The following is a 26594-nucleotide window of genomic DNA, read 5'->3' on the forward strand; positions in this document are numbered from 1 at the left end:
CGTTTAGCGAACGGCGGAGAGAACGATAGCGTCGGGGGTCGAACGCTAGGAGCACCGATGACCGTTGCCCGACTCACCGTCGACCCCCGCTTCCCGATCGGGGCCGTGCGTCGCCGCCTGTTCGGCGGCTTCGTCGAGCACCTCGGCCGCCACGTCTACGACGGCATCTACGAACCCGGACACCCCGAGGCCGACGACCAGGGCTTCCGTCGCGACGTGCTGGAGCTCGTGCGCGAGCTCGGCGTCTCGACGATCCGCTACCCCGGCGGCAACTTCGTCTCGGGATTCCGGTGGGAGGACAGCGTGGGGCCGCGCGAGCAGCGCCCGCGCCGCCTCGACCTCGCGTGGCACTCGACCGAGACGAACGAGGTCGGCCTGCACGAGTTCTCGGACTGGCTCGACAAGGCCGGCAGCGACCTGATGCTCGCCGTCAACCTCGGCACCCGGGGCGTGCTCGAGGCGCTCGACCTGCTCGAGTACAGCAACGTCCCCGGGGGAACCACCCTTTCGCAGCAGCGCATCGACAACGGCCGCGCCGAGCCCTTCGGCGTGCAGGTGTGGTGCCTCGGCAACGAGATGGACGGACCGTGGCAGCTCGGCCACCGCTCGGCCGACGACTACGGCAAGATCGCCTCGCAGACCGCGAAGGGCATGCGCCAGCTCGACCCCTCGATCGAGCTCGTGGTGTGCGGGTCGTCGGGGGCGCAGATGCCGACGTTCGGCGAGTGGGAGCGCGTCGTGCTCGAGCACACGTACGACGACGTCGACATGATCTCGTGCCACGCGTACTACCAGGAGCACGACGGCGACATCGACTCGTTCCTCGCCTCGTCCGTCGACATGGACCGCTTCATCGAGGCCGTCGTCGCGACCGCCGACCACGTGGGCGCGGTGCGCGGCAGCGCGAAGAAGATCGACATCTCCTTCGACGAGTGGAACGTCTGGTACATCGACCGTGTCGCCTCGGTGAAGCCCACCGCCATCGACGATTGGCCCGTCGCCCCGCGCCTGCTCGAGGACGTGTACTCGGCTCTGGATGCCGTCGTCTTCGGCAGCCTCCTGATCTCGCTGCTCACGCACGCCGACCGCGTGGCATCCGCCTCGCTCGCCCAGCTCGTCAACGTCATCGCGCCGATCATGACCGAGCCCGGCGGACCGTCCTGGCGCCAGACGACGTTCTTCCCCTTCGCGATCACCTCGCGCCTCGCGCAGGGAGACGCCGTGCGCCTGCAGGTCGAGTCACCGCTGATCGAGACGGCGAAGTTCGGCGCGGTCCCGGCGGTGGACGCCGTCGCGACCCACGACGCCGAGACCGGGGCGAGCGCGATCTTCCTCGTCCACCGCGGCCGGACGGACGAGATCGAGCTGCAGATCGACGTCGCCGGACTCGAAGACGTCGAGGTCGTCGAGGCGCACGTGCTGCACGACGACGACCCCTACGCGCGCAACACGCTCGAGGACCCCGAGCGCGTGCAGCCCCGGACGCTCGAGACGCGCGTTGTCGATGGCATCCTGCACGTCACGCTTCCGCCCGTCGCGTGGGCGGCGCTGTCGCTGCGGCGTCTCGGCTGACCTCGCGGGCAGCACGGCGCAGAGCCTGCAGCGCCGTGGGCCGTGCCGCGTGCGTGGACGCCGCGTTTCTGCGAGATCCGGCCGAGGCTCACGGTTCGGGGCGCGATCCTCGGTCGGGGGCGGAAGAATCACGCCCCGAACGGCGAATCGCGCCCCGAAACCAGGTGACGCGGGCGTCAGGCGTCAGGCGAGCTGCGCGCGACGCTCGGCGAGCTGGTCGAACGTCGCGAACGACTCGGCGATCGGGCTGCCGGTGAAGTGGCCCACCCAGCCGTCGTCGTCGTGGAAGAAGCGCACGCTGACGTAGTGCGGCGCGGTGCCCATGTCGAACCAGTGGGTCGTGTTAGCCGGCACCGAGATGAGGTCGCCCGCCTCGCAGTACACCGCGTGGACCTTCTCGTTCGCGTGCAGGTAGAACACGCCGGCGCCCTTGGCGAAGTAGCGGTCCTCGTCGTCGTCGTGCTGGTGCTCCGAGAGGAACTTCTGCCGCGAGGGGGTCTTCACCTCGTCGTAGTTCTCCTGCGCGGGGTCGAGGGCGACCACGTCGACGAGCGTGTACCCCTCGCGCTCCTTCACCTCGCCGATCTCGGCGGCGTACAGCGCGAGGACGTCGTCCTGCGAGGCGCCGGAGGGCACGTCGCGGATCTCCCAGCGCGAGAAGCGCGCGCCGAGTTCGGCCAGCGCCGCGCGGATCTCGGCCTCGTCGGTGGTCTCGAGCACGGGCGTGCTCGGGTCGGTCTCTTTCCAGACGGTCAGGAGCGTCACGGCTCCTCCTCTCGACGCGATATGAGCGGAATGAACAGATTCTCTCGCCCTCGGCGACCGAGTGCCCACTCCAGAGCCCGTATCAACGCCTGGGATGTAACAAAGTGCAACCTCGACTAACCGGCGCTGCGTGGCTGCTGCTTGACTGCTCGACGGCCGACCGGCGCAGCATCCGGACGGGCCCTCGCACCCGACTCCTCGACGAAGGGGACCACCGTGTCCGTTCGATCCCACCGCTGGGCGACGCTCCTGGCGACCGCCGGCATCGCCGCCCTCGCCCTCTCCGGCTGCGCGCAGCAGAACACCGCCGCTCCCGCGGCCTCGGCGGCTCCCGTGCAGAAGGTCGACAACCTGCCCGCGCCGTTCGACGGTGCGCCCGTGAAGGTCGCTCTCGTGCAGCAGTCCGGCGCCGGTGACTTCTTCACCGCGTGGACGGCCGGCGCGAAGGCGCAGGCCGCCGCGATCAACATCGACCTCACGGTGTACGACGCCCGTAACGACAACGCCAAGCAGGCATCCGACCTCGAACAGGCGATCGCGTCCAAGCCCGCCGCGATCATCGTCGACCACGGTCAGACCGACACGATCGAGTCGCACGTGCACGACGCGGTGGATGCCGGCATCCCGGTCATCGTGTACGACCTCGCGCTCAACGACCCCACCGGCGTCATCGTGACCTCGCAGTCCGACGCGTCGATGGCGCAGGGCGTGCTCGACCAGCTCGTCGCCGACGTGGGCGACGGCGCCAAGGTGGGCCTGGCGAGCACCGACGGCTTCGCGCCGCTCGAGCGTCGCAAGAAGGTGTGGGACGAGGTCGTCGCCGAGCACGGTCTCGACCAGCTCTTCTTCACCGGCAAGGTGACCGAGTCGACCGCGACCGACAACATCCCGCTCATCGACGCCGCGCTCAAGGCGAACCCCGGGATCCAGGCGATCTTCGCCCCCTACGACGAGATCACCAAGGGCGTCGTGCAGGCCGTGCAGCAGAACAACCTGCAGGACAAGGTGAAGGTCTACGGCATCGACATCTCGAACGCCGACATCGAGGTCATGACCGCCGACGGCAGCCCCTGGGTGGCCACGAGCGCGACCGACCCGTCCGCAGTGGGCGCCGGTGTCGTGCGCGCACTGGCGCTGAAGCTCGCCGGACAGCTCGACGAGACGAGCGTGCAGTTCCCCGCGATCACGATCACCCGGGACTTCCTGCTCGAAAAGGGCATCACCAACGTCGCCCAGCTGCGTGAGGCCGAGCCCTCGCTGCTGCTGAGCGACACCGTGGTGGCCGACTGGCTCCCCGCGATCTCGGGATGACCTCACCCCGGCACACCGACGCCGCTCCGGCCGACGACACCCCCGTCGTCCGCCTGAGCGGCGTCGGCGTACGCTTCGGCAGCCACCAGGTGCTGCGCGACATCTCGCTGTCCCTTCAGCCCGGGACGATCACGGCACTGCTGGGGACGAACGGCGCGGGGAAGTCGACGCTGATCGGCGCCGTCTCGGGGGCCAACGCGGCGTACAGCGGGGAGATCGCCGTGGGGGGCGCCCCCGCGCGCCTCGGATCGCCCGCCCGCGCCCGCCGCGCCGGCATCGAGACGGTGCACCAGCGCATCGCCGACGGCATCGTGCCCGGGTTGAGCGTCGCCGACAACCTCGCGCTCACCGACCTCGCGACCGGCGGCCACCGACTCGTCCGCCGGCCCGAGGCCGAGCGCATCGCCCGCTCCGCCCTCGGGCGGCTCGGCCTGTCGTGGAGCGACGAGGTGCTGCGGGCCGACGCCGATCGCCTCGGCACCTCCGACGCACAACTGCTCGTCCTCGCCCGCGCCCTGCGCTCGACCCCGCGCCTGCTCATCCTCGACGAGCCCACCTCGGCGCTCACCGCCGCCGAGGCCGATCGCCTTTTCGCGGTGCTGCGCACGCTGCGCGATGAGGGGCTGTCGATCCTCTTCGTCAGCCACCGCTTCGGCGAGATCGAACGCCTCGCCGACCGCATCGTCGTGCTGCGCGACGGGAGCCTCGAGCTCGACGCGCACCGGCCCTTCGACTGGCACGCCGCGCTCGAGGCCATGCTGGGCGTGCCCACCGAGCTGCAGCAGCACGTCACCGAACCCCTCCCGGCCGGTCGTGACGTGCTCGCCGTCGAGGGGGCCGTGCTGCTGCCCGGCGCCGAGCCCCTGACCCTGAGGGTCGCCGGGGGTCAGGTGACCGGCATCCTGGGTCTGCTGGGGGCGGGCAAGACCGAGCTGGCCGAGATCGTCGCCGGGGTGCGCCCGGCCGCAGACGCGCACCTCTCGCTCGACGGCGAACCGTATCGCCCGGCCTCTCCCGCCGCCGCGATCTCCGCGGGAGTCGTGCTCGTGCCCGAGGACCGCCAGCGGCAGGGCATCCAGCCCGGGTGGTCGATCGCGCGCACCGTCGGTCTGCCGGTGCTGAACGCTCTCTCGCGCGCGGGGGTCATGGCGACCCGGCGCGAGCACCTCGCCGCCGAGGAGGTGATCGACGCCTACGGCGTCGTGGCGCCCTCCGCCGACGCGCACGTCGACGATCTGTCCGGCGGCAACCAGCAGAAGGTGATCGTCGGCCGTTGGCTGCGCACCGACCCGCGTCTCGCGGTGCTCGACGAGCCGTTCCGCGGCGTCGACATCGGCGCCCGCCGCCGCATCGGCGACGCCGCCCGCGCGCGCGCCGTGTCGGGAGCGGCGGTCGTGGTGCTCTCGAGCGACGTCGACGAGGTGCTCGACGTGGCCGATCGCATCATCGTCCTCGTCTCGGGCCGCATCGCGCTCGACACTCCCGCCGGCGTGCTCGACCGGGCGCGGATCGTCGCCGCGCTCCTCGACGACCCCGGCCACCGGAAGGAAATCGCATGACCAGCGTGTCCACCGCCGCGCCCGCGCGGGCGGGCCTCGGCTCCCGCGCCGTCGACGCCGTCGCGAAATGGGGCTTCGTCGCCGTCACGGTGCTGCTCATCGTGTTCTTCGCGCTGACCGAGCCCGCGTTCGCGACGGTCGACAACGTCTTCGGGATGCTCAAGTACATCGCCCCGATCGGCATCGCCGGCCTCGGGGTGACCCTGGCCATGACCGTGGGAGGTCTCGATCTCTCCGTCGGCGCCAACGCCGGTTTCGCCGTCTCGATCGCCGCGTGGACCATGGTCATCGGCAACCAGGTGGGCGGGATCGCCGTCGGCGTCGTCTTGATCTCGGGGGCGTTGATCGGCGCCGTCAACGCGGCCCTCATCGTCTTCGCGCGCATCCCCGACCTGCTCGCGACCCTCGCCACGATGTTCACCGTCGTCGGACTCAAGCTGATCATCGTGGACGGCAAGTCGATCTCGTCGCAGATGACCCTCGACGACGGCACGACCGCTCCCGGGCGCTTCACCCCCGACTTCGTGTGGTTCGACCGCGGGTCGATCGGCCCCGTGTCGGTTCCCGTGCTGCTGTTCCTCGGACTGACCGTGCTGCTGTGGTTCGTGCTCGACCGCACGCGCTGGGGCCGCGCGCTCGCCGCTGTCGGATCCAATCCCGAGGCCGCCCGTCTCGCCGGCATCCGCGTGCGGGCGTACCGCGCCGCCGCCTACATCGGCTGCGGCATCCTGGCATCCATCGCCGGTCTCGTGCTGGCGGCGCGCATCGGCCAGGGCGACGTCTCGGCCGGCAACAGCCTGCTGCTCGACGCCGTGGCCGTCTCGCTCGTGGGTGTCTCGGTGCTCGGCATCGGCCGGCCCAACGCGTGGGGGACGGCGCTGGGTGCCGTCCTGATCGCGGTCATGGTCACCGGCTTCTCGATGCAGGGACTGCCGTATTACATCCAGGACTTCGGCAAGGGCGTCGTGCTGCTGGTGGCTCTGCTGTTCAGCTTCACGTTCCGCCGTCGCAAGACCACCATCGTCGCCGGGAGCACCACCGCATCATGACCCTCCTCACCGAACAGCTGACCGTCGAGTCGGTTCCCGCCTACCTCGCGGAGCGCCCGCACCTGTCGGGGCCGGTGGACCCGGCATCCATCGTCTCTGTCGACGAGGTCGGCGACGGCAACCTCAATCTCGTCTTCGTCGTGAAGGATGCCGCCGGCCACGGCGTGGTCGTGAAGCAGTCGCTGCCGCACGTGCGCGTCGACCCCTCCTGGCCCCTCACCCGCGAGCGGGCGGCGCGCGAGGCCGTGGTACTGGGCGTGCACGAGCGGATCGACCCGGCGCACGTGCCGGCGTTCCACGGCTTCGACGCCGAGAACCTCGCCCTGTCGATCGAGGATCTCAGCGATCACGCCGTGTGGCGCGGGGAACTCATCGCCGGACGCCTGCACCCCTACGCGGCCGCCCAGCTGGGCCAGTACGTGGGGGCGGTGGGCTTCGCCACCAGCGTGTTCGGCACTCCGGGCCCCGAGCGCCGCCGCGCCATCGCCGCCGCGACCAATCCCGAGCTGAGCGAGATCACCGAGGACCTCGTCTTCACCGAGCCGTACGTCGATCACGAGCACAACGGGTGGCTCGAGGCCAACGCCGGCGACGTGCGCGAGCTGCGCGCCGACGAGGTCTTCGTGCGCGAGATGGGCCTGGCCAAGCAGCGGTTCCAGGAGAGCACGCAGAGCCTCATGCACGGCGATCTGCACACCGGGTCGGTCTTCGTGCGCGCGGTGGGCGAATCGGTGCGCGCGTTCGACTCGGAGTTCGGAACCTACGGCCCGACCGGGTTCGACCTCGGCGCCGTGTGGGCGAACCTCCTGATCGCCGCGGCGCGCGCGCAGGTGCTCGGTCGTCCGGCCGACGCCGAAACGCTGCTGGCTCTGCCGATCGAGCTGGTGGATGCGTTCGAGGTGGAGTTCCGGCGCCGCTGGCCCGACCGGGTCGATCCGCGCGTGTACGGCGACGAGGTGCTCGAGCGGACGCTGGCGCAGGTGCGCTCGGATGCCGCGGCCTACGGAGCGGCCAAGGCGGTGCGTCGCATCGTCGGGTATTCGAAGGTCGCCGACACCCTGACCCTGCCCGAGGCGGAGCAGGCCGAGGCCGCTCGCCTGGTGCTGCGCGCCGCGCGCACGCTGGGCACCGCGCGTCTCGACGACGCCGACCCGCGCGTGCTCACGGCGCGGACGGGGGAGCTGTTCGGCTGAGGCCGGGCCGGGCCGTGGGGCGCGGGTGCGCGCCGGGGTGTTCCGCGCGCGAGGAGGTCGGCGTCGGGCCGGCCGGGGGAGTCACCGATGAACGCTGTTCGTGCCGATGAACGCGAGGAGGCCGCGTTTCTGCGCAGGAACAGCGTTTGTCGCGCCCCACGTCGGGGCGCCGCGGCTCGTCGCCCCGCCCCGCGCCGGATGCCGCGATGTCAGCGCGTCGCGACGGTGAAGCGCAGCAGCCACTCGGCGATCTCGAGGTGGCGGCGGGCCGCGGCGACGTCGGCGCCCCACGCGTACATGCCGTGGTTCGCGACGATGAGCGCGGGCACCTCGGGCACCTCCGCCGTCGCCGGGACGTAGACCTCGTCGAAGCGGGCGGCCTCGACGCGCATGTCCTGATCGTTGGCGATCACGGGGATCGTCACCGTCTCGTCGTGGGCGCGGTGGCCGATGCCCTTCAGCATCTCCATGTCGCGGATCTCCACACCGCCCGGCCACCGGTGCCCGGCGACGACCGCGTCGAACGCGTGCACGTGGAACACCGCGCCCGCGCCGGTCCGCGCGGCGATGTGCGCGTGGAGTCCCGCCTCGGCGGAGGGGGGACGCGGGTCGTCGGCGTCGAGTGCCTCGCCGTCGGCGTCGATCAGCACGACGTCGCGGTCGGTGAGCTCGGACTTGTCGAGGCCCGACGCGGTGACCGTCAGCACCAGGGGGTCGCGGTCGACGACGATCGAGAGGTTGCCGGAGGTGCCGCGCATCCAGCCGTAGCCCGAGAAGCGCCGGGCCTCGGCGGCGAGGGCGGCGCCGGCCTCCTGCACGCGGGCGGCGAGGGGGAGCTTCATCGCGCGATCTCGATCCGGTCGAAGGATGCCACGGCATCCGTCGCGAAGTCGGACCCGGCCCACGGCTCCCCGGCGCGGTCGAGCGCGACGACCTGCCAGCCCGCCGACAGCGCCGCGGCGACCTCGTCGGGGTGGTCGGTGAGGAACAGCGCGCGCTCGGGGGTGACGCCGAGCGCCGCCGCGATGCGGTCGTACGAGCCGGACTCCTTCTTCGGACCCGCGCTGACGGTGTCGAAGAAGTCCTCGACGAGCACCGTCAGATCGCCCTGCGGCGCGTGCCGGAACCACGGCACCTGCGACGCGATCGACCCCGAGGAGTACACGGCGAGGCGGATGCCGTCCTCGTGCCAGGCACGCAGGCGCGGCGGGACGTCGTCGAAGAACTGCGAGTGGATCTCCCCCGCGGCGAAGCCCTCGGCCCAGATGATGCCCTGCAGGGTCTTCAGCGGCGTCGATTTCACGTCGGACGCCATGAGGTCGCGCAGCGCGTCGGCGACCTCGGCGTCGGTGGCGTCGGCATCCAGACCCGTCTCGGCGATCGCGTCCGCGCGGGCGCCGCGCACGGTGTCGTCTTCGCGGCCGAGCACCTCGTCGAGGCGCGGGCGGGCGTAGTCGTAGAGGTCGCCGAGGATGAAACCGGCGGCGCTGGTGGTGCCCTCGATGTCGAGCACGACGACGTCGGCGGAGATGCGGGTCATGAAGGATCCTCGTCGGGGGTGGGGGACACGGGGCGGAAGGCGATCGTGTCGGGTTGGAGGGTGGCGGCCACGGGAGCCGGCCGCTCGGGGGACCGGCGTCGCACGACGGTGACCGCCGCCGCGACCGGGGCGTCGGGGTCGGCGGTGAAGTGCTCGCCCACCCGGTCGGGGGCGAACGTGCCCCGGCTCGTGGCGATGCGGGTCACCAGGCGGGGCGGGGTGACGTCGAAGGCGGGGTACCAGGCCTCGGTCACGAGGGGGCTCGCCGTGCGGTGCCCGAGCACCTCGAGAACCTCGCGCGGGTCGCGATCCTCGATGACGATGTCGTCGCCGGTCGGCGCCCCGGGATCGGGGGCCTCGACCATCGCGATGTACGGGATGCCGAACGCCGCCGCCGCGGCCGCGTGCGCGAGCGTGCCGACCTTGTTGACGACGGAGCCGTCGAGGGCGACCCGGTCGGCCGCCGTCACGACGGCGTCGATCGGACCCGCACCGACGCCGTTCGGGGAGGCGAGCGCGGCCGCGGCCATCCCGTCGGTGATGAGCGTGACCCTCTGATCGAGCTCCCGCAGCGAGTGCGCGGTGAGGCGGGCGCCCTGCAGGTACGGTCGCGTCTCGGTGGCGATCCACTCGATCTCGCGGCCGGCCTCGCGGGCGGCGGCCACCAGACCGAACAGATACGCGTCGGCCCAGCAGTGGGTGAGGATGCGCGGCGACTCGGGCAGCAGCGACAGCGTCGCGCGGCCCAGGCGCAGGCTCGCCTCGCGGTAGTCGCGGTCGACGGCGGCCGCGGTCTCGAGGGTCGCGTCCACGAGCGCCGCGGTGTCGTCGGCGTCGCGACCGGCGGCGAGGATGCGGGCGACGGCGTCGCGCGGGTGCGCGTTCGTGGGGCGAGCGGTCGCGAGGGCGCGACCCGCGCGGCCGAGGGCGGTCCGCGCCTCTCCGAGGGGCAGACCGCGGACCTGGAGGGCGGCGAGCGCCATCCCGGCTGTGGCCGCGTAGAGGGGGCCCGAGCTCTGGGTGACCATGTCGCGGATGGCCGTGGCGACCTCGTCGGGGGTGGTGGCATCCACCCATTCGATCCGGGCGGGGAACACGCGCCGGTCGAGGATGCGGACGACACCGGCGGCTTCGTCGAGGACGACGGAGTTCTCGAGGGTGGCAGACATCGCCGTAATCCTCCCACGGCCCGCCGACACGCGCCGTGCCGATGACGCCGCGCGACGCGCGCCGCAGCGGTGGGGTGTGCCGGCGACGCGGGCCGCGTCGCGCTGCGTCGGCGATCTGCGCACCCTCAGCCCGTTCCGGGCGGATGCCGCTGACCCGGCGACGATCGCCGAGGGTGCGCTGCGCCCCCGCCGATCAGGGCAGAGCGCGCGAAGCGGTCGCGGGTTCGGCGACCTCGGCCGCAGATGGTTCCGCGTCACCGAGTCGGTAGCCGTCGTGGTCTTCAACGAGAGCGGTCACGCGCAGCCGTTCGCGCGGGACATCGTTGGGCTGGTGGAAGGCGAGAGCGAGTCCGCCGTCTGCCTCGAAGACCATGGCGTGGCCGCCGTCCGAGTCGACGATCGGACGGTCTTGATGACACCACGGGCCGAGGACGTGCCCCGAGGCGCTGCGGGCCAGGCCCACCGAGTAGCCGCCGTCGCCACCGCTGGACCACACCATCGCGAGCCCGTCCGCGTCCCGGAACAGGTAGGGACCGTCGGTGATGTAGGCGCTCGTCTCGTATCCCGTGTCAGTGTTGCGGAAGGGGCGCGCCCACGGCGCGTCCGATGCGGCGAAGAGGAGTTGCGGATCTCCTTCGCTCCGGGTGAGATCCGTCGAGAGGCGCTGGGCGTAGATCCGGCCGTCGCCCGCCTGCAGCCATTCGTGGCAGAACACGAGCCAGGGGTCGCCGGCTTCGTCGATGTGGAGAGTGCCGTCCAAGCACATCCACCCGTCCGGGGTGACCGGGCCGATGGACCACGGCTCGAACGCGTCATCCGGGCGTGCCGCGGCGAGCACCTGGGTGCCGCGCCCGCCGGAGCCGTCGGCGAAGGTGGCGAACATCCACCAGCGGTCGCGATAGAGGTGCACCTCCGGTGCCCAGAACTGCGTCCGCCCCCAGAAGTCCGTCGGCGGGCGGAAGGCGGGGAAGGGGCCGGCCCAGTCCTCGCCGTCGATGCTCTCGTACCGGTCGAATCCTCGGCCTTCTCCGCCCCACGGGTCGTCGTCCGTGGTGCCGAACAGGAGGAGCTTCCCCTCGAATCGGAGGATGAACGGATCCCGGATGCGGAGCTCGGAGAGGTGCGGCATGAATGTCGTGCTTTCGTCAGGGGGGAGGGGGCCGTCGGCCCCCTCCCGAGGGATCAACCCAGTCGGGTCAGGCGGATGTCGTCGCACGCACCCGTGGAGGAGCCGCTGTTCTTGTAGCAGTAGACGGTCGCGCTCGTGACGTTGGTGCCCGTCGTGAACGTCACTGTCGCCGGCCCGTAGAGGGCGCCGCCGACACGCTGGAACGTCTCAGCTGCTCCCGACCCCTTCACTCCCAGCGCGATCTCCTCATTCGCGGCCGCGCGGAGCGAGCCTGTGAGGACATACGACGTTCCCGGCGCCAGGCCCGTGATGACCTGCTGCGCCCCCGAGTTCGCGGCTCCGGTCTGCAGCCCGTACGAGCCGGTCGCGGCGGCCGCCGTCGTGACGGTCGCGGCGGTCCCCGATCCCGACGCCGACCACGAGCCGAGCGACCCCTGTTCGAAGCCCGGGTTGGCGATCGGGTTCGCGGGCGTGGTCAGCGGCTGCAGGCTGAACGCATCGCACGATCCCGTGCCGGATCCGCTGTTCTTGTAGCAGTAGATCGTCGCGGATGTCGCGGATGCTCCGGTCGTGAAGACGACCGTGGTTGGAGCCCACGTGGTCGCTGTCGAACGGGCGAAGGTCTCGGTCCCGCCGAAGTCCTTCGCCCCGAGGGCGATCTGCTCTCCCACCGTGGCGACCTTCGTCGACGCGGTCAACAGATAGGTCGTCGACGGCGCGAGCCCCGAGATCGTCTGCTGCACGCCGCTATTGGCGGCGCCGGTCTTCACCGACGCGGTTCCGTTGACGAAATCCGACGTACTCGCCGTCGCGGCGGTGCCGCTCCCGCTGGTCGTCCACCCGGTCAGGTTGCCGGTGTCGAAGCCGGGGTTGGTGACGAGGTTGTCGACGGGCTGCTCGTAGGCGCCGATGGAGGGGACGGTTCCGATCGTCGCGCCGGCGAAGTCACGGCCGCCGCTGCCCGCGATCGCCACCCCGCGAGCCAGCGCGGGAGACGACGGACGGATGCGGAACGACGAGGCGCCCGCGGACGTCTGCGACGCCGTGGGGAGCGGCCCCACGACTTGCGGATCCAGAGTGATCGTCCCGGTCGTCGGGGCGGTGGAGTGCGGGTTGCCGTACAGGAGGTTGTTGGCGTACACCGAGCCCGTGGTCTGCACGTACCCGCCGGTGCCGAAGTTGACGACGAGGTTGTTGCGGAACTTGTATGAGCCGCTGGCGCTGACGCCGCTGCGACTCCCGGTGACGTAGGTCGAGCGTCCGGACGGGATGAAGATCGTGTTGTTGTAGATGTCCGGCTGCGCGGTGGCGGAGTTCGCACGGTTCGGGATGCCGCCGGCGAAGTGGATGACGTCCTTCGGCCCCTGTGACGCGGGCTGCAGCGGGCAGGGTCCGGTGTTCGTGTCGTCCTCGCTGACGTTGTAACGGATGATCGTGCCGTCGCTCGGGGTGCTGGACGTCGGCTCGTCGGGAACGTTGATCGGCGGCATGACGAGGATGAACCCGCCGCGGTTGTTGCGCGAGTAGTTGTACTGGAACGTCGTGTTGTGGTTGCCCCAGTCCACGTCGTAGCCCTGACCGTCCGCCTCGTTGACGAAGCAGACCGCGGAGTTGTTCTGCACGACGGTGTCGTTGCTGCCGGACATCCAGATGGAGGCGGATGCCCCGTTGCAGTACTGACCGCTCGGCGGGCACGCGTTCAGCGACTTGGAGCCGCCGTACGCGGTGTCATTGCCGTCGATCAGCGCGCCCTGGCCCTTCACGACGAGGATGTCGTCGCCGCCGGAGTAGCGCATCGTGTTCGACTGGATGCGGACGTTCGTGCTCAGGCCGGTGCCCTGACCGTCGCGGTCGGGAGTCACCGCCACGGGGATGCGGTCGACGTGGTCGAACGTGTTGTTCGAGATGGTGATGTCGTCCCAGGTCGAGACGGTGGTGGTGTGGTTCGTCTGCACACCGACCCCGGCGTTGGTCGCGTACCAGCCGCCGGAGTACCCGCTGATGTTGCGGATCGTCATCCCGGTGATCTTGAGGTGGGTGAGCACGCCCCCGGAGGAGTTCTCGGCGAGGATGCCGGAGCGGTAGGCGGGAGTCGTCGCCGCGTTGCGCAGCTCGAGATTCGAGATCTCCCACTGCTGCTGGTTCACGAGGTGGATGACCGGACCCACCGCGCCGGCGGCATCGATGATCGGCTTCGCGCCGGTGCCGTAGGCGCTCATCCGAATCGGGGATGCCGAGCTGCCCGAGCCGGCGGGGGAGAGCTGACCCGTGCACGTCGTTCCCGACTTGAACAGCACGCTGTCTCCGGGGCCGAGGGTGAGGGCGTTGACGGCGGAGAGGGCGTTGAACGGGGATGCGGAGGTGCCCGTCCCGTTGCTCGGGGCCGAGCAGTCGACGTAATACGCCGTGGAAGCGGCCGAGGCCGGTGCGGCGATCACGGGAGCGACGGCGAGGGTCAGGGCGCCGAGTATCGCCAGAGCGACTGTTCGAGGCCGGAGCGCGATGGATGACGTCATTGTCTTCATGCCTTTCGTTTCGGAGGAGGTCAGGACTTCACGGCGCCCATGGTCAGCCCCGCGACGACTTGGCGCTGCAGGATGACGAAGACGACGAGCAGGGGCGTGACACCGAGGAGCGCGGCCGGGAACAACAGCGAGGGGTCGAGCGAGTAGCTGCCGACCAGCGAGTAGGCGTTCACCATCACTGTCTTCAGTGCGGGGTTCTGGACGAACACGAGGGGGACGACGAGGTCGTTCCAGACGGTGATGGTGAGGAAGGTCGCGAGGGTGGCGGTGATGGGCCGCAGGAGCGGGAAGAGGACGACGAAGAACGTCCGGACCGCACCGGCGCCGTCCAGCGCGGCGGCCTCCTCGAGCTCGAGGGGGATCTGCCGGAAGAACGAGGTGTAGAAGAAGATCGCCACCGGCAGGTTGATCGCCGCGTACGTCAGGATCAGCCCCTGGTAGCTGTTGAGGAGACCCAGGTCGCGCAGGAGCAGGTACAGCGGGGCGATCAGGACAAAGATCGGCACCGTGGATCCGGCGATGAAGAGGCGGTAGGTCCACGTCGTCCACCGTCGGGTGATGCGCGCCAGGGGATAGGCAGCGAGGGCGCCGAGCAGGATCGTGAGCAGCAGCGAGCCCAGCAGCACCACGGTCGAGCTCAAGACGCCCTGGGCGTAGTTCATCTTCGCGAAGGCGTTGGCGAAGTTGTCGAGCGTGATCCGGGTGGGAAGTCCCAGCGGATCCGCCGTGATGTCCGCCGCCGGTCGCAGCGAGGCGATCACGGTGTAGACGAACGGGGCGACGATCAGCAGGACCGTAATCGCGAGGAGCACGTCGCCGATGAGGGCGGACACGGGGCGTCGAGCTCCGCGACGGGGAGTCGAAGCGACACCGCGGGGGGCGTGGGAAACAGTCATGTGTTCGTGCCGATCCGGGTCAGATGCGGTCTTCGCGACGGCGAAGAAGGGCCTGGGTCGTGCTCGCCAGGACGACGACCACGACGAGGAGGAGGGTGGCGATGGTCGCGCCGTAGGCGAAGCTGCCCTGGCCGCCGAAGATCTTGAAGAAGATGAGCATCGTGAGGGTGGTGGTCGAGCCCGCGGGGCCGCCGTTCGTCATCACGAGGGGCAGCTCGAAGACCTTGAGCGAGCCGATGAGCGAGAGCGTGATGTTCACCGTCAACGCCGGTGCGAGCAGCGGCCATTCGACGGCGGAGAAGCGCTGCCATCCGGAAGCTCCGTCGACTCGCGCCGCGTCGAGCAGATCGGCGGGCAGGTTCATGTACCCGGCGAGGAAGATGGATGCCGAATACCCGGCGAACATCCAGATGTTCACCAGCGCGATCGCCCAGAGGGCCGTCGCCGGATCGCCCAGCCAAACCCGGGTCAGCGCGTCCAGGCCGGCGGCGCGAAGGAGGCTGTTGATCGACCCGTCGGGCGAGAGCAGCGAGTTCCAGATGAAGGCCGCCATGACCGCCGACATGAGCGTCGGGACGAGGACGAGGGCATTCCCCGATCGGCGCACGCGCGGACGGTTGTACAGGGCGCGCGCGAGCAGGAGCCCGATGCCGTTCTGAAGCACCACGACGACCGCGGCGTAGACGATGGTGATCCCCAGCGCCCGGACGACGTCGCCGTCGGTGGCGAGTTTTGCGTAGTTGGCGGCGCCGACGAAGTGACCCGCGTTTCCGACCTTGCTGTCGGTGAGGCTCAGGGAGATCCCCTGGAAGAGCGGGTACGCGACGATCAGGAGGTAGATCGCGAGGGCGGGCGCCAGGAAGAGGGCAGCGGTCAGGGGTTTGCGGTGGATCATCGTCGTCTCCGTGGGGATCGATGGGACCGGGCGAGCGCTGCCGCCCGGTCCCATCGAGGTTCGTCAGCCGGTGGGCGCGAGCTTCTTGTCGAGGTTCTGCAGCGTCTGGTCGATGTCCTGCTGACCGAGCCACAGAGCCTGGACCTCCTGCTGCATCACCTTCTCGCCGGCGGCGCTGAACCAGGTGTTGGACGGCAGGATGCGGTAGTCGCCCGCGTCGACGGCATCCACGAAGGCTTTGGTCGCCGGGCTGGACGGGCTCGTGCCGTTGGAGAAGGGCGACACGGCGTTCTCCGCCTCGAGGAACGGGGAGGCGTTCGCGCTGTCGGCCCAGAAGTCCACGTACTTCTCCGCGGCATCCTTGACCTTGGAAGCGGCGTTGACGCTCCACATCGTGCCCACGAAGAGGTTCGCGTTGGAGGCGCCCGACGTCTCCGCGGGCCACGGGATGAACGAGTCGTTCAGACCGGCCTTCTCGAACGCGGACTGGTTCCAGGCGCCCTGCACGTAGAACGCGCTCTTTCCCGCCTCGAAGTCGGAGATGCCCGTCGTCCATTCGTCCACGCCGAGCTCATCGGCGAAGCTGACGAAGCCCTTGGACTGCAGATCCATCAGCTGCTGCGCGGAGGTCTTCCACGAGCTGAAGGATGCCTTGCCGTCGAGGAACTGCTGGTCGAAGTCGGGGTTATGCTTGTAGACCAGCGAGGCGGCGATCGCATTCAGCGCCGAGGACCCCGTCCAGCCGCCCTTGTTCGGGAGCGACAGCGGTGTGATGCCGGCATCCTTCGCCTTCTGCAGGGCCGCCTCGAACTCCGGCCACGTGGTGGGCACGCTGTCGACGCCGGCCTTCTTCAGCAGATCGTTGTTGGCGTACAGCGAGATGCCGATGACCTCCATCGGGAGGGCGTAGGTGGTGCCGGCGTTCTGGATGAAGGGCGTCACCTCGGATCGGACGTTCGACGTCCAGTCGCTCGCGGACAGGTCTTCGAGGTACCCGGAGGAGCCCCAGTCCTGGACCTTGGCGGAGTCGGTCATGATGACGTCCGCGGCGTTGCCGGCCAGGAGTTCCGGCTGCACGCGCTGCGTGTACTTGTCGTTGGCGGGGACGAACTCGAACTGCAGGTCGATGTCGGGGTTGGCCTTCTCGAAGGCGTCGTTGATCTCGCTGATGTTCGCCGGCTCTGCGTCGCCGCCCTTCCATCCGTAGACCTTCAGGACGGTCTTGCCTCCGTCCCCGGCGGCGGATGCCGTGCTGCAGCCGGCGGTGGCGAGAAGGAGCGTGGCGCCCAGGACGGCCGCCACGACGGTCTTGCCGTGGCGGAACGCGCCGCGCGAGGTCGAGGAGGGGCGGGTGCCGGTGCGGGCGGCTCGGGTGTGCTGGTGCATCGCGTGCTCTCCATTGAGATTTGAGACGGTGGTTTGGAGCGCTCCAAACTGGAACGAAGATGATTTTGATGCCTGCGTCACCGCGTGTCAAGCGCCGTCAGAGCGACGTCGACGCGCGGGGGATCAGGCGGTAGGGCACACTGAGCTGTTCGGGCGGTGCGTCCGCGTTCTGGATCTGCTTTGCGATCAGGCGAATTGCCTGTCGGGCCATCCAGTCCTTGTCGATGAAGACGGTGGAGAGGGCGGGCGTCGAGAAGCGCGAATCCTCGATGTCGTCGACGCCGATCACGGCCACGTCCTCTGGAACGCGCAACCCGTGCCGGCGCAGGGCGGACATCGCGCCGAGCGCCAAGAGGTCGTTCGCGCAGAAGAGCGCATCGAACGTATCCCCTGAGGCGACGAGGGCATCGACGGCGGCCGATCCGTCCTCCCTCGTCCAATCATCAACGGCCCCCACAGGGCTCGCTTCTGCGAGCCCCGCTGCGGCGAGCGCTCGATGAAAGCCCTCTTCGCGCTCCGAGACGACGAACTGGTCACCGGAGGTCTTCTCGCCGATCATCGCGATCCGCGTGCGACCCCGGTCGATCAGATGCCGCGTGGCGATCTCGGCGATCGCAATGGACTCGATTCCGACGCGGTCCACCGTCATGAGGTGGGAACGCTCGCCGAGAAGCACGAGCGGCATTCCCGCTCGCCGACTCTCGATCTCGTCGTCGCCGATGACCGACGGGCTGAAGATCAAGCCGTCGGCGGCGCCGAGATTCCATGCGTCGGCCGCCTCACGCTCCTTGTCCAGGAGGTTGTCGGTCTGCTGTACGAGGAGTCGCATGCCGAGTTCGTCTGCCGCAGCCACGGCCGAACGAGCGATCTCCGCGAAGTACGGCTGGGCGAAGTTGGGGATGGCCAACGCCACCAGGCCCGTGCGTCCGGACACGAGGTTCTGGCCGATCGCCTGCGGACGATACCCGAGCTTGTCGATTGCGGCCGCGACCTTCTGGCGCACCTCCTCGCGCACGTGTGGGTGATTGCGGATGACGTTCGAGACGCTGCTCTTGGACACCCCGGCCTCGGCGGCGACGTGCTCCAGGGTCACTCGGCGCCGCACGTTCGACCACCGTCCTCGCCCGTTCGTCTGCGCATGTTTGGAGCGTACCAATGGCCATTGCGGCCGCACAGCGCCGGCGTCCTTCCCCCGGCTTCCTGCGCGCCTTCCGTCCGGTTCGCCTGCATGCCGCTGACCTGTCGCACATCGCTCGGGGTGTGCCGCGGCGGCGTCGAGCCGAAACACCCGATCCGCCGGCGCCGTACTCTCTCCCGTCCGCGCGCCCGTGCGAGAATGGGCACGGCGTGCTCGGACCGACCTTTCCCCGCCACGGCGCCTCGAACGGCGTCACCGGGTCGAAGGGCCACCGAGCCCCAGGACAGCGTCCGCCGCACCTTTCCTCCGAGGAGCAGAGATGTCCGCTACCCCCACCGCCACCACCGCCGCGTCGTCGACCGGCGAGCGCGTCCAGCAGCACCGCCGGTACCTCATGTGCCGGCCCACGCACTTCACGGTGAGCTACAGCATCAACCCGTGGATGGAGCCCTCGCGCCCCACCGACACGAACCTCGCTGTGCAGCAGTGGCAGGCGCTGTACGACACCTACGTCTCGCTCGGCCACGAGATCGACCTGATCGATCCGCTCGAGGGACTGCCCGACATGGTCTACACGGCCAACGGCGGCTTCGTGATCGACGGCGTCGCGTACGGGCCCAAATTCCGTTTCCGCGAGCGCGCGGCCGAGGCCCCCGCCTTCATCGACTGGTTCGCGGCGAACGGTTTCGAGGTCGCGGAGCCCATCGAGGTGAACGAGGGCGAGGGCGACTTCCTGCTCGTGGGCGACACGATCCTCGCGGGCACGGGGTTCCGCTCCACCGGTGACAGTCACCGCGAGGTCGGCGAGGTCTTCTCGCGCGAGGTCGTGTCGCTGACGCTGACCGACCCGCGGTTCTACCACCTCGACACCGCGCTCGCCGTGCTCGACCCGGTCGAAGGCCCCGGCGGCGTCGAGAAGGCGAACATCGCGTACCTTCCGAACGCGTTCGACGAGCGCAGCCAGTCGATCCTGCGCGAGCGCTTCCCGGATGCCATCCGGGTCTCGGATGCCGACGGCTCGGTGTTCGGCCTGAACTCCGCGAGCGACGGCAAGAACGTCATCATCTCGCCGCGCGCGAAGGGCTTCGAGGCACAGCTGCGCGAGCGCGGCTACACCCCCGTCCTGGTCGACCTGTCCGAGCTGCTGCTCGGCGGCGGCGGGATCAAGTGCTGCACGCTGGAGCTGCGCGGGGGCACCCGATGAGCACCGCCGTCGACGACCTCGGCGCCCAGCTGATCGCCGCCGAGGGGGCGCACCTCGCGCACAACTACCACCCGCTGCCGGTCGTCGCCGCGCGCGCCGAGGGCGTGTGGGTGACCGACGTCGAGGGCAAGCGCTACCTCGACCTGCTGTCGGCCTACTCCGCGCTCAACTTCGGTCACGGGCATCCGGCGATTCTCGCCGCGGCCCGCGAGCAGCTCGAGCGCATGACCCTCACGAGCCGTGCGTTCCACAACGACCGCCTCGGTCCGTTCGCCGCCGCCCTCGCGCAGCTGTGCGGAAAAGACATGGTCCTGCCGATGAACACCGGCGCCGAGGCCGTCGAGACGGGCATCAAGGTCGCCCGCGCCTGGGGCTACCGCACGAAGGGCATCGCCCCGGATGCCGCGACGATCGTCGTGGCCAACGGCAACTTCCACGGCCGCACCACCACGATCGTCGGGTTCAGCGACGACCCGAGTGCGCACGACGACTTCGGTCCCTACGCCCCGGGCTTCGTGCACGTGCCGTACGGAGACGCGGATGCCATCGCCGCCGCGATCGACGAGAACACCGCCGCGGTGCTGATCGAGCCGATCCAGGGCGAGGCCGGAGTCGTCGTCCCGCCGGAGGGGTTCCTGCGGCGGGTGCGCGAGATCTGCAGCGAGCGGAACGTGCTGTTCATCGCCGACGAGATCCAGTCGGGCCTCGGCCGGGTGGGCGAGACGTTCGCGTGCGACCGCGAGGGCGTCGTTCCCGACCTCTACCTGCTCGGAAAAGCGCTCGGCGGCGGGATCCTCCCCGTCTCCGCGGTCGTCGCGAACGAGGACGTGCTCGGCGTCATCCGCCCCGGTGAGCACGGCTCGACGTTCGGCGGCAACCCGCTGGCCGCGGCCGTGGGACTGCGGGTGGTCGAGATGCTGGCATCCGGGGAGTTCCAGACCCGCGCGAAGGCGCTGGGCGCGCACCTCGAGCAGAACCTGCGCACCCTCGTCGGCCACGGCGTGACCGAGGTGCGTATCGCGGGACTGTGGGCGGGCGTCGACATCGACCCCGCCGTGGGCACGGGCCGCGAGATTGCGGAGAAGCTCCTCGCGCGCGGCGTGCTCGTCAAGGACACGCACGGGCAGACGATCCGCATCGCGCCCCCGCTGACGATCCGCGCGACCGAGCTCGACTGGGCGGTCGAACAGCTGAAGCACGTGCTGGCGGCCTGACGCGGGGCGGGGCACGGGCGGCGTTGGGCGGCGGGCGGCGCGGCGGCGGGCGACGAGACGGCATGCCGCTGATATCTCGCTTGCGGGGTGCTGCCGAATTGTCAGGCGGCTGCAGTCTCGCGGTGCGGTGACGGGCTCGGCGCGACGGTGGGCGGTGAGACGGCGGGCGCGCGGCGGCGGCGCGGCGGCGGCGGCGATGCCGCGGCGGGCGGCGAGACGGCATCCTGCTGACATCTCGGTTGCAGGGTGCTGCCGAATTGTCACGCGGCTGCAGTCTCGCTGCGCTGCGCTGTGGCGCCGCGCCCCGACACCGGCCCCACCCGCCGCCAGATCCCCGTCAGGCGACCGAGATCGTCATCTCGTCCCAACCCGTGGCGCCGTCGGGGGCGGGAGGCGCCTCGTCGGGGGTCTGAGTCGTGCCGTCGACCGAGATCGCGCGGCAGCGGGCGGTGTGCAGGCCGCTCGTCGCCTCCCACGGGAAGCTCCACTGCACCCAGGTGTCGGCCGAGATCGCGCTCGCGAGCGTCGCCGCCTGCCACGGGCCGTCGTCGATCTGCACCTCGACTCCGGCGACGCCGACGTGGTTGTGCCACGCGACGCCGGCGATCACGGCGGTGCCCGCCTCGACGCGCGCGCCCGCGCGGGGCACGTCGATGCGCGACTGCAGCTTCACCGGTCCGCGCTCCGACCACCCGCGCGGCGTCCAGTAGCCCTCGGCGCGGTCGTACCGCGTCACCTCGAGCTCGGTGACCCACTTCGTCGCCGAGACGTAGCCGTAGAGCCCCGGCACGACCATGCGCACGGGGAAGCCGTGCTCGATCGGGAGCGGCTCGCCGTTCATGCCGATCGCGAGCAGCGCGTCGCGCTCGTCGGTCAGGGCCTCGAGGGGACTGGATGCCGTGAACCCGTCGATCGATCGCGAGAGCACCATGTCGGCCTCGGCCGTGGGCCGCGCACGCGCGAGGACGTCGCGCAGGGGCACGCCGAGCCAGCGCGCCGTCCCGATGAGCGAACCGCCCACCTCGTTCGAGACGCACACGAGCGTGGCCACCGTCTCCTTCTGCGGGAGGGCGACGAGGTCGTCCCAGCGCAGCACGACCTCCTGCTCGACCAGCCCGTGCACGCGCAGGCTCCAGGTCGCGGGATCGACCTGCGGCACCACGAGGGCGGTGTCGATGCGGTAGAAGTCGGCCGACGGCGTGATGACGGGAGAGAGGCCGTCGATGCCGAGGTCGGCGGCATCCGGGACCGTCGTCGTCGAGACGGGCTGCGGCAGCCGCAGAGCGGAGCGCACGGCGCTGATCGCGCGGGCGCCGCCGCTCAGCGCGACCGAGCCGAACGCGGCGAGCGCCCCGGCCATCACCGCGACGCCGGACAAGGCCAGCACGCCGCGGCGCGTGACGCCGTCGGTCGCGGGGTCGCTGTCGGGGGCGGCGCCTCGGCGCGGTCGCCGCAGGCGGGCGATCAGCAGGGCGCCCGCGACGGCCGCCCCCGCGCCCGCGATGAGCGAGGGAACGGGAGAGAGCAGTCCCGCGTCGGCGCGCGTCATCGACACGACGGCGCCGAGAACGCCCAGACCCGCGAGCACGACGCGCCCCCACGGCGGACGACGGTTCTCGAGCGCCCCGGCCGCTCCCGCGACGATCAGCAGCAGCACCGCGATGCCGACGAGAAGGGCGGCCTTGTCGCCCGTCCCGAAGAGGTCGATGGCGAGGTCTTTCGCCCAGGCCGGGGCGAGGTCGATCATCGCGCCCCCGATCACCGCGAACGGGCTCGCCGACGGAGCCGCGATCGCCGCGGCCAGCTCGCCGAGCCCCGCCCCGAGCACGGTCGCGGCGACCCCCGCGACGACGGCGGGCAGATCACGCAGGCGGGAGGAAGCGGGGGCCACCCTCGGAGCATAGGGAGCGTGCGAGACCCCGGTGCCGACGCGGGCGGAACTCACAGAAAGTCGGCATCCGTCGATCCCGCCTGAGAGCCGCCGAGGGGGCGCGCACGAATCAGGATGCCGCCCGCCCGCGCCCCCGCACCCCCGCGGTAGCGTTCACCCCATGCGCGAGAGCCTGCGACAGGTGCGGCGCCCGGCCGCGGAGGGGGCGCCCGCCTTCGACCTGACGTACGTGCGTTCGGGGCCGCGCGGGGCGACGCCGGTGGTCGTGATCCCGGGAGGCCCGGGACTGGCGTCGGTGCTGCCGTACCGCGGGCTGCGCCGACGGGCGTCGGACGGCGGCCTCGACCTCGTGATGATCGAGCACCGCGGGGTCGGCCGGTCGCGCCGCGACCTCGACGGACGCCTCCTCCCGCCCGCGGCGATGCACATCACCGCCGTGCTCGACGATGTGGCCGCGGTGCTGGACGCGGAGGGCATCGAGCGTGCGGTGATCGTCGGCTCGTCGTACGGCAGCTATCTCGCGATGGCGTTCGGGGTGCGGCATCCGGGGCGCGTGGCGGCCATGCTGCTCGATTCCGCCCTGCAGTCGGCCCATGACGTCGACCTCGAGCGCGCGACGGTGCGGCGGTTGTTCTGGGATGCCGACGACGACATGGCCCGCGGAGTCCGGCGTCTCGTGGCGGCGGGGGTGTCGGAGCGCATCGTGCTCGACGTCGTGCGGGCCGCGTACGAGCTCGGCGGGACCGACCTCGTCCACCCGCTCGTGCGTCACGAGCCCGGTCTCGCGTGGCGCGCGCTCACCGCGTACGCGACGCGCGACGCCGAGATCGCCGACATCCCGCGCATCTACGAGTTCGACCTCGTGGGGACGATCGCGTTCCGCGAGCTCGGCTACGGCGGCATCCTCGACGGTCATCCGCTCGACCCGGTGCGCACGTACCTGCCCCTCGCCGCGCGGTACCCCTCCTTCGCGGGCGAGCCGTACGACCTGCTCGCCGCCGTGCGCGCGTTCGAGTGGCCGCTCGTCGTGCTCTCGGGCGACCGCGACCTGCGCACCCCGCCCGCGATAGCCGAGCGCGTCGTCGCCGCGGCTCCGGATGCCGTCCTCGTGCGCCTGCACAACGGACACAGCGCCCTCGACACCCACCCGATGGCGCTGCTGAACGCGACGCGTCGTCTCGTCCGCGGCGAGCAGGACCGCCTCCCCGGCGACGAACCGGCCCTGGAGCGCCTGCGCCGCACGGGGCTGTCGGCGTCATTCCCCCGGCTCCTGGTGCACATCGCCCGCCTCGACGCCCTGCTGCGGCGCCGGGTCCTGCGTCGCCGCTGACCCGGCCGGAGGGTCCGGCATCCGCCGTATCGGTGTCGCCGGGGGAATCCCGCGGGCTTCCGGGCGGCCGACCGTCCTGCGGACCCCGGCCGGCCGATCGTCCTGTGGGACCCCGGCGGTCGACCGTCCCGCGGACCCCGGCCGGCCGACCGTCCTGCGGAGGGGCCGGCCGACCGTCCTGCGGAGGGGGCGGCCGACACGCCGGAATCCCGGGTCGCTCGCCGGCCCGATCGCGGGCGTCTCCGCACGACGGCCGCGGCGACACGACCGGGCGAGGTGCGAGGGCCCGCCCGGTGGTGCGGGGTCGAGCGGCGGTGTCAAGGATCTATCCCGCTGCGTTTCGCGCGCCGAGGGTGAGCCCGTGACCGACGGCGACCATCCCCACTTCCCCCTGCTCTGTCCTCCCGGTGCGGCGGACCTCGACGGCGTCCGAGCGACCCTGGATCGGGCGGATGCCGCATGCGACGCGCTCGGCTCCGACCTCGCCGCCACGCTCGCCTGGGTGCGCGGCGTCACCCGGCCGGCCTCGCTCGCGGCGAACTGGGAACTACTCGCCGGGGTCGCCGCCCGCGACGTCGCCGCGGCCCGCATGCTGGAACCTCACCTCGACGCGCTCGCCATCCTCGCTGAGGCGGCCGATGCGGGGGTGAGGCCCGCTCTCGACACGAGCGGCTCGTGGGGCGTCTTCGCGGCCGAGGCCCCCGGCGCGCGACTCGAGGCGCGCCGAGACGGCGGCACGTGGACGCTGCACGGGACGAAGCCCTGGTGCTCCCTCGCCGCCGATCTCGACCGCGCGCTCGTGACCGCCTGGGTCGCCGACGACCGGCGGCAGCTGTTCGCGCTCGACCTGCGCGACCCCGCGGTGTCGGCGCGGTCGGGCCCGTGGCACGCCCGGGGTCTCGACCGGGTCGTGAGCGCGCCGATCGACGTCGAGGGCGCCGTCGTCGTCCCGATCGGCGAGCCCGGCTGGTACCTGGAGCGCCCCGGCTTCGCCCACGGCGCCGTCGGGGTGGCGGCCTGTTGGTGGGGAGGGGCGATTCCGGTGCGCGAGGCGCTCGCCGCCGCCGCCGCGCACGCGCGGGCAGACCAGCTCGCACGCGTGCACCTCGGCCGTGTCGATGTCGTGCTCTGGGCGGCCCGCGCCGTGCTCTTCGACACCGCACGCGTCTTCGACGCCGGGTCGTCGGCATCCGAGGGACTGCGCGCGCACCGTGCCCGCGCGGTGGTTGCGGACGCCGTCGAGGCGACCCTCGCCGGGGCCGCCCATGCCCTGGGTCCTGCACCCCTGACGGTCGACCGGTCGCACGCGCAGCGGGTCGCCGATCTGCAGGTGTACGTGCGGCAGCACCACGCCGAGCGCGACCTCGCCCGCATCGGCGCCGACATCGTGGCGGGAGCCGGGGCGTGGTGAGCTTCGACCACCGCGACCCGGGCACCGACGAGGGCGCGTGGGCCGGGGTGCTGCGAGACGATCTGCCCGCGATGGAGCTCGACGTCGATCGCCTCGTCGTCGTCGCCGCCCACCCCGACGACGAGACCCTCGGGGCGGCGGGCCTGATCGCCATGGCGGCGGCCCGTGGCATCCGGATCGATCTGCTCGTCATCACCGACGGCGAGGGCTCCCATCCCGACTCGCCCACGCACAGCCCCGCGACCCTCGCGCTCCTGCGGCGTCGGGAGCTGCGCGCGGCGGCGGCGATCGTCGGGGCCGAGCGCGAGCCGATGTTCCTCGGACTGCCCGACGGCGACACCGACGCGCACGTGGATGCCGTCGCGGCGGCGCTCGATCGCGCTCTCGACCGCGCTCTCGAGGAGGCCCCGGGCGAGCGCATTCTGGTGGTGTCGCCGTGGCGCGGCGACGGGCATCGCGATCACCGGGTGGTGGGCGAGGTCGTCGAGGCCGTGTGCGGGGCCCGTGGCGTCAGATCGCGCGCCTTCCCGATCTGGCTCTGGCACTGGGGCGGCCCCGCCGACGTGCCGTGGGAGCGAGCCGAGCGCGTCGTTCTCGATGTAGGGGCGCGGGATGCCAAGGCCCGGGCGATCCAGGCGCACGTCACTCAGCTGCATCCGCTGTCGGCCGCCCCGGGCGACGAAGCCCTGCTGCACGAGCGGATGCGGGCGCACTTCGACCGGGATGTCGAGGTGTTCTTCGCCCCGGCGGCCGAGGCCGCCGCGTCGGCGGCGGACCGAGCCGAGATCCGCGGCGGGGCGAGAACCATCGGCCAGGACTACTTCGACGACATGTACGCGCGACACGACGATCCCTGGGGGTTCGACTCGCGGTGGTACGAGGAGCGCAAGAGGGCGGTTGTCCTGGCCGCGCTCCCTCGTCGGCGCTATCGCACGCTGTTCGAGGCCGGGTGCGCGACCGGAGCCCTGACCGAGGCCCTCGTCGAACGCGCGGAGCGGGTGCTCGCCGTCGACCTCGCCCCCGCTGCTCTCGAGCGCGCCCGGTCGCGTCTCTCCGCGCACCGGACCGTCGAACTGCGTCGAGCGACCCTGCCCGCCGAGTGGCCGGAGGGGGAGTTCGACCTCGTCGTGCTGTCGGAAGTGGCCTACTACTGGGCGGGCGACGACCTCGATCTGGGCCTGACGGCGGCCGTGTCCGCCCTGACCGCCGATGGGCATCTCGTCGCCTGCCACTGGCGGCATCCGGTCGCCGAATACCCGCGCAGCGGCGACGAGGTGCACGCGGTGATCGCCGCGACGCCCGGTCTGACCCGCCTCGTGCGGCATGAGGAGGAGGACTTCCTCCTCGAGGTGTTCGGGCGCGCGGGGGCCCGGTCCGTCGCGGGCGAAGCGGGGCTCGTCCCGTGAGGGCGGTCGCG

General features: G+C 71.4%; 21 protein-coding genes. 10 read left to right on the forward strand and 11 right to left on the reverse strand.

The features are described from left to right. Positions 1–57: 57 nt before the first annotated feature. The gene (gene arfA, locus FB047_RS11215; protein ID WP_136587290.1) at positions 58–1572 is read left to right on the forward strand and encodes an arabinosylfuranosidase ArfA; all 1515 of its coding nucleotides are present in this window, start codon (positions 58–60) and stop codon (positions 1570–1572) included. 183 nt (positions 1573–1755) lie between these two features. On the opposite strand, the gene FB047_RS11220 is transcribed toward arfA, so the two are convergent. Next, positions 1756–2337, reverse strand: a complete 582-nt coding sequence (locus FB047_RS11220; protein ID WP_136587291.1) for a 1,2-dihydroxy-3-keto-5-methylthiopentene dioxygenase — start codon at positions 2335–2337, stop codon at positions 1756–1758. Between the two features lie 216 nt (positions 2338–2553). Here FB047_RS11220 and FB047_RS11225 point away from each other — a divergent pair, with 216 nt between their 5' ends. From FB047_RS11225 to mtnK, 4 genes are read left to right on the forward strand one after another with little or no spacing between them, the layout of a single operon-like run. After that, the gene (locus FB047_RS11225) at positions 2554–3648 is read left to right on the forward strand and encodes a substrate-binding domain-containing protein (protein ID WP_136587292.1); all 1095 of its coding nucleotides are present in this window, start codon (positions 2554–2556) and stop codon (positions 3646–3648) included. Further along, positions 3645–5207, forward strand: a complete 1563-nt coding sequence (locus FB047_RS11230; protein WP_136587293.1) for a sugar ABC transporter ATP-binding protein — start codon at positions 3645–3647, stop codon at positions 5205–5207. Before FB047_RS11225 ends, FB047_RS11230 begins: the two co-directional genes overlap by 4 nt. Beyond that, positions 5204–6256, forward strand: coding sequence for an ABC transporter permease (locus FB047_RS11235; protein ID WP_240752767.1), 1053 nt, complete (start codon positions 5204–5206; stop codon positions 6254–6256). The genes FB047_RS11230 and FB047_RS11235 overlap by 4 nt, the downstream gene beginning before the upstream one ends. Next, positions 6253–7449, forward strand: a complete 1197-nt coding sequence (gene mtnK, locus FB047_RS11240; protein ID WP_136587294.1) for an S-methyl-5-thioribose kinase — start codon at positions 6253–6255, stop codon at positions 7447–7449. The genes FB047_RS11235 and mtnK overlap by 4 nt, the downstream gene beginning before the upstream one ends. Before the next feature lie 209 nt (positions 7450–7658). Here the strand turns inward: mtnK and mtnB are convergent, their stop codons facing one another. The 9 genes from mtnB to FB047_RS11285 form a co-directional block, all read right to left on the reverse strand. Continuing rightward, positions 7659–8291: a methylthioribulose 1-phosphate dehydratase gene (gene mtnB / locus FB047_RS11245; protein WP_136587295.1), complete on the reverse strand. Its 633-nt coding sequence runs from the start codon at positions 8289–8291 to the stop codon at positions 7659–7661. Next, on the reverse strand, positions 8288–8989 hold the full coding sequence (gene mtnC, locus FB047_RS11250) for an acireductone synthase (RefSeq protein WP_136587296.1): 702 nt from the start codon (positions 8987–8989) through the stop codon (positions 8288–8290). Before mtnC ends, mtnB begins: the two co-directional genes overlap by 4 nt. Continuing rightward, positions 8986–10158 (reverse strand): translation initiation factor eIF-2B alpha/beta/delta subunit family protein, encoded by a 1173-nt coding sequence (locus tag FB047_RS11255; protein ID WP_136587297.1) that lies wholly within the window; start codon positions 10156–10158, stop codon positions 8986–8988. Before FB047_RS11255 ends, mtnC begins: the two co-directional genes overlap by 4 nt. Before the next feature lie 193 nt (positions 10159–10351). Then, complete coding sequence (locus FB047_RS11260; protein WP_136587298.1) at positions 10352–11287, reverse strand: glycoside hydrolase family 43 protein; 936 nt, start codon at positions 11285–11287, stop codon at positions 10352–10354. A 53-nt stretch (positions 11288–11340) separates the two neighbouring features. Continuing rightward, on the reverse strand, positions 11341–13803 hold the full coding sequence (locus FB047_RS11265) for a carbohydrate binding domain-containing protein (protein WP_136587299.1): 2463 nt from the start codon (positions 13801–13803) through the stop codon (positions 11341–11343). 29 nt (positions 13804–13832) lie between these two features. Next, positions 13833–14645, reverse strand: coding sequence for a carbohydrate ABC transporter permease (locus FB047_RS11270; RefSeq protein WP_167494220.1), 813 nt, complete (start codon positions 14643–14645; stop codon positions 13833–13835). Positions 14646–14727: 82 nt separating this feature from the next. Continuing rightward, positions 14728–15603, reverse strand: a complete 876-nt coding sequence (locus tag FB047_RS11275) for a carbohydrate ABC transporter permease (protein ID WP_136587301.1) — start codon at positions 15601–15603, stop codon at positions 14728–14730. Positions 15604–15666: 63 nt separating this feature from the next. Further along, positions 15667–16989: an ABC transporter substrate-binding protein gene (locus FB047_RS11280; protein ID WP_136587302.1), complete on the reverse strand. Its 1323-nt coding sequence runs from the start codon at positions 16987–16989 to the stop codon at positions 15667–15669. 97 nt (positions 16990–17086) lie between these two features. After that, the gene (locus FB047_RS11285; RefSeq protein WP_167494221.1) at positions 17087–18082 is read right to left on the reverse strand and encodes a LacI family DNA-binding transcriptional regulator; all 996 of its coding nucleotides are present in this window, start codon (positions 18080–18082) and stop codon (positions 17087–17089) included. 364 nt (positions 18083–18446) lie between these two features. Between FB047_RS11285 and ddaH the strand changes: the two genes are divergently transcribed. Together ddaH and rocD are read left to right on the forward strand one after the other, a co-directional pair. Further along, complete coding sequence (gene ddaH, locus FB047_RS11290) at positions 18447–19331, forward strand: dimethylargininase (RefSeq protein ID WP_136587304.1); 885 nt, start codon at positions 18447–18449, stop codon at positions 19329–19331. After that, the gene (gene rocD / locus FB047_RS11295) at positions 19328–20545 is read left to right on the forward strand and encodes an ornithine--oxo-acid transaminase (protein WP_136587305.1); all 1218 of its coding nucleotides are present in this window, start codon (positions 19328–19330) and stop codon (positions 20543–20545) included. The genes ddaH and rocD overlap by 4 nt, the downstream gene beginning before the upstream one ends. 337 nt (positions 20546–20882) lie before the next feature. Here the strand turns inward: rocD and FB047_RS11300 are convergent, their stop codons facing one another. After that, positions 20883–22436: a molybdopterin-dependent oxidoreductase gene (locus tag FB047_RS11300; protein WP_136587306.1), complete on the reverse strand. Its 1554-nt coding sequence runs from the start codon at positions 22434–22436 to the stop codon at positions 20883–20885. 160 nt (positions 22437–22596) lie between these two features. On the opposite strand from FB047_RS11300, the gene FB047_RS11305 reads away from it, so the two are divergent. The 3 genes from FB047_RS11305 to FB047_RS11315 all read left to right on the forward strand — a co-directional run bounded on the left by FB047_RS11305 (position 22597) and on the right by FB047_RS11315 (position 26583). Then, complete coding sequence (locus FB047_RS11305) at positions 22597–23766, forward strand: alpha/beta fold hydrolase (RefSeq protein ID WP_136587307.1); 1170 nt, start codon at positions 22597–22599, stop codon at positions 23764–23766. A gap of 361 nt (positions 23767–24127) precedes the next feature. Beyond that, positions 24128–25177 carry an acyl-CoA dehydrogenase gene (locus FB047_RS11310; RefSeq protein ID WP_240752768.1) on the forward strand — a complete coding sequence of 350 codons (1050 nt, stop codon included), beginning with the start codon at positions 24128–24130 and terminating at the stop codon, positions 25175–25177. Further along, the gene (locus tag FB047_RS11315) at positions 25171–26583 is read left to right on the forward strand and encodes a PIG-L family deacetylase (protein ID WP_205822934.1); all 1413 of its coding nucleotides are present in this window, start codon (positions 25171–25173) and stop codon (positions 26581–26583) included. The genes FB047_RS11310 and FB047_RS11315 overlap by 7 nt, the downstream gene beginning before the upstream one ends. The last annotated feature ends 11 nt before the right edge of the window (positions 26584–26594 follow it).

Source organism: Microbacterium hydrothermale (assembly GCF_004854025.1).
Lineage (GTDB): Bacteria > Actinomycetota > Actinomycetes > Actinomycetales > Microbacteriaceae > Microbacterium > Microbacterium hydrothermale.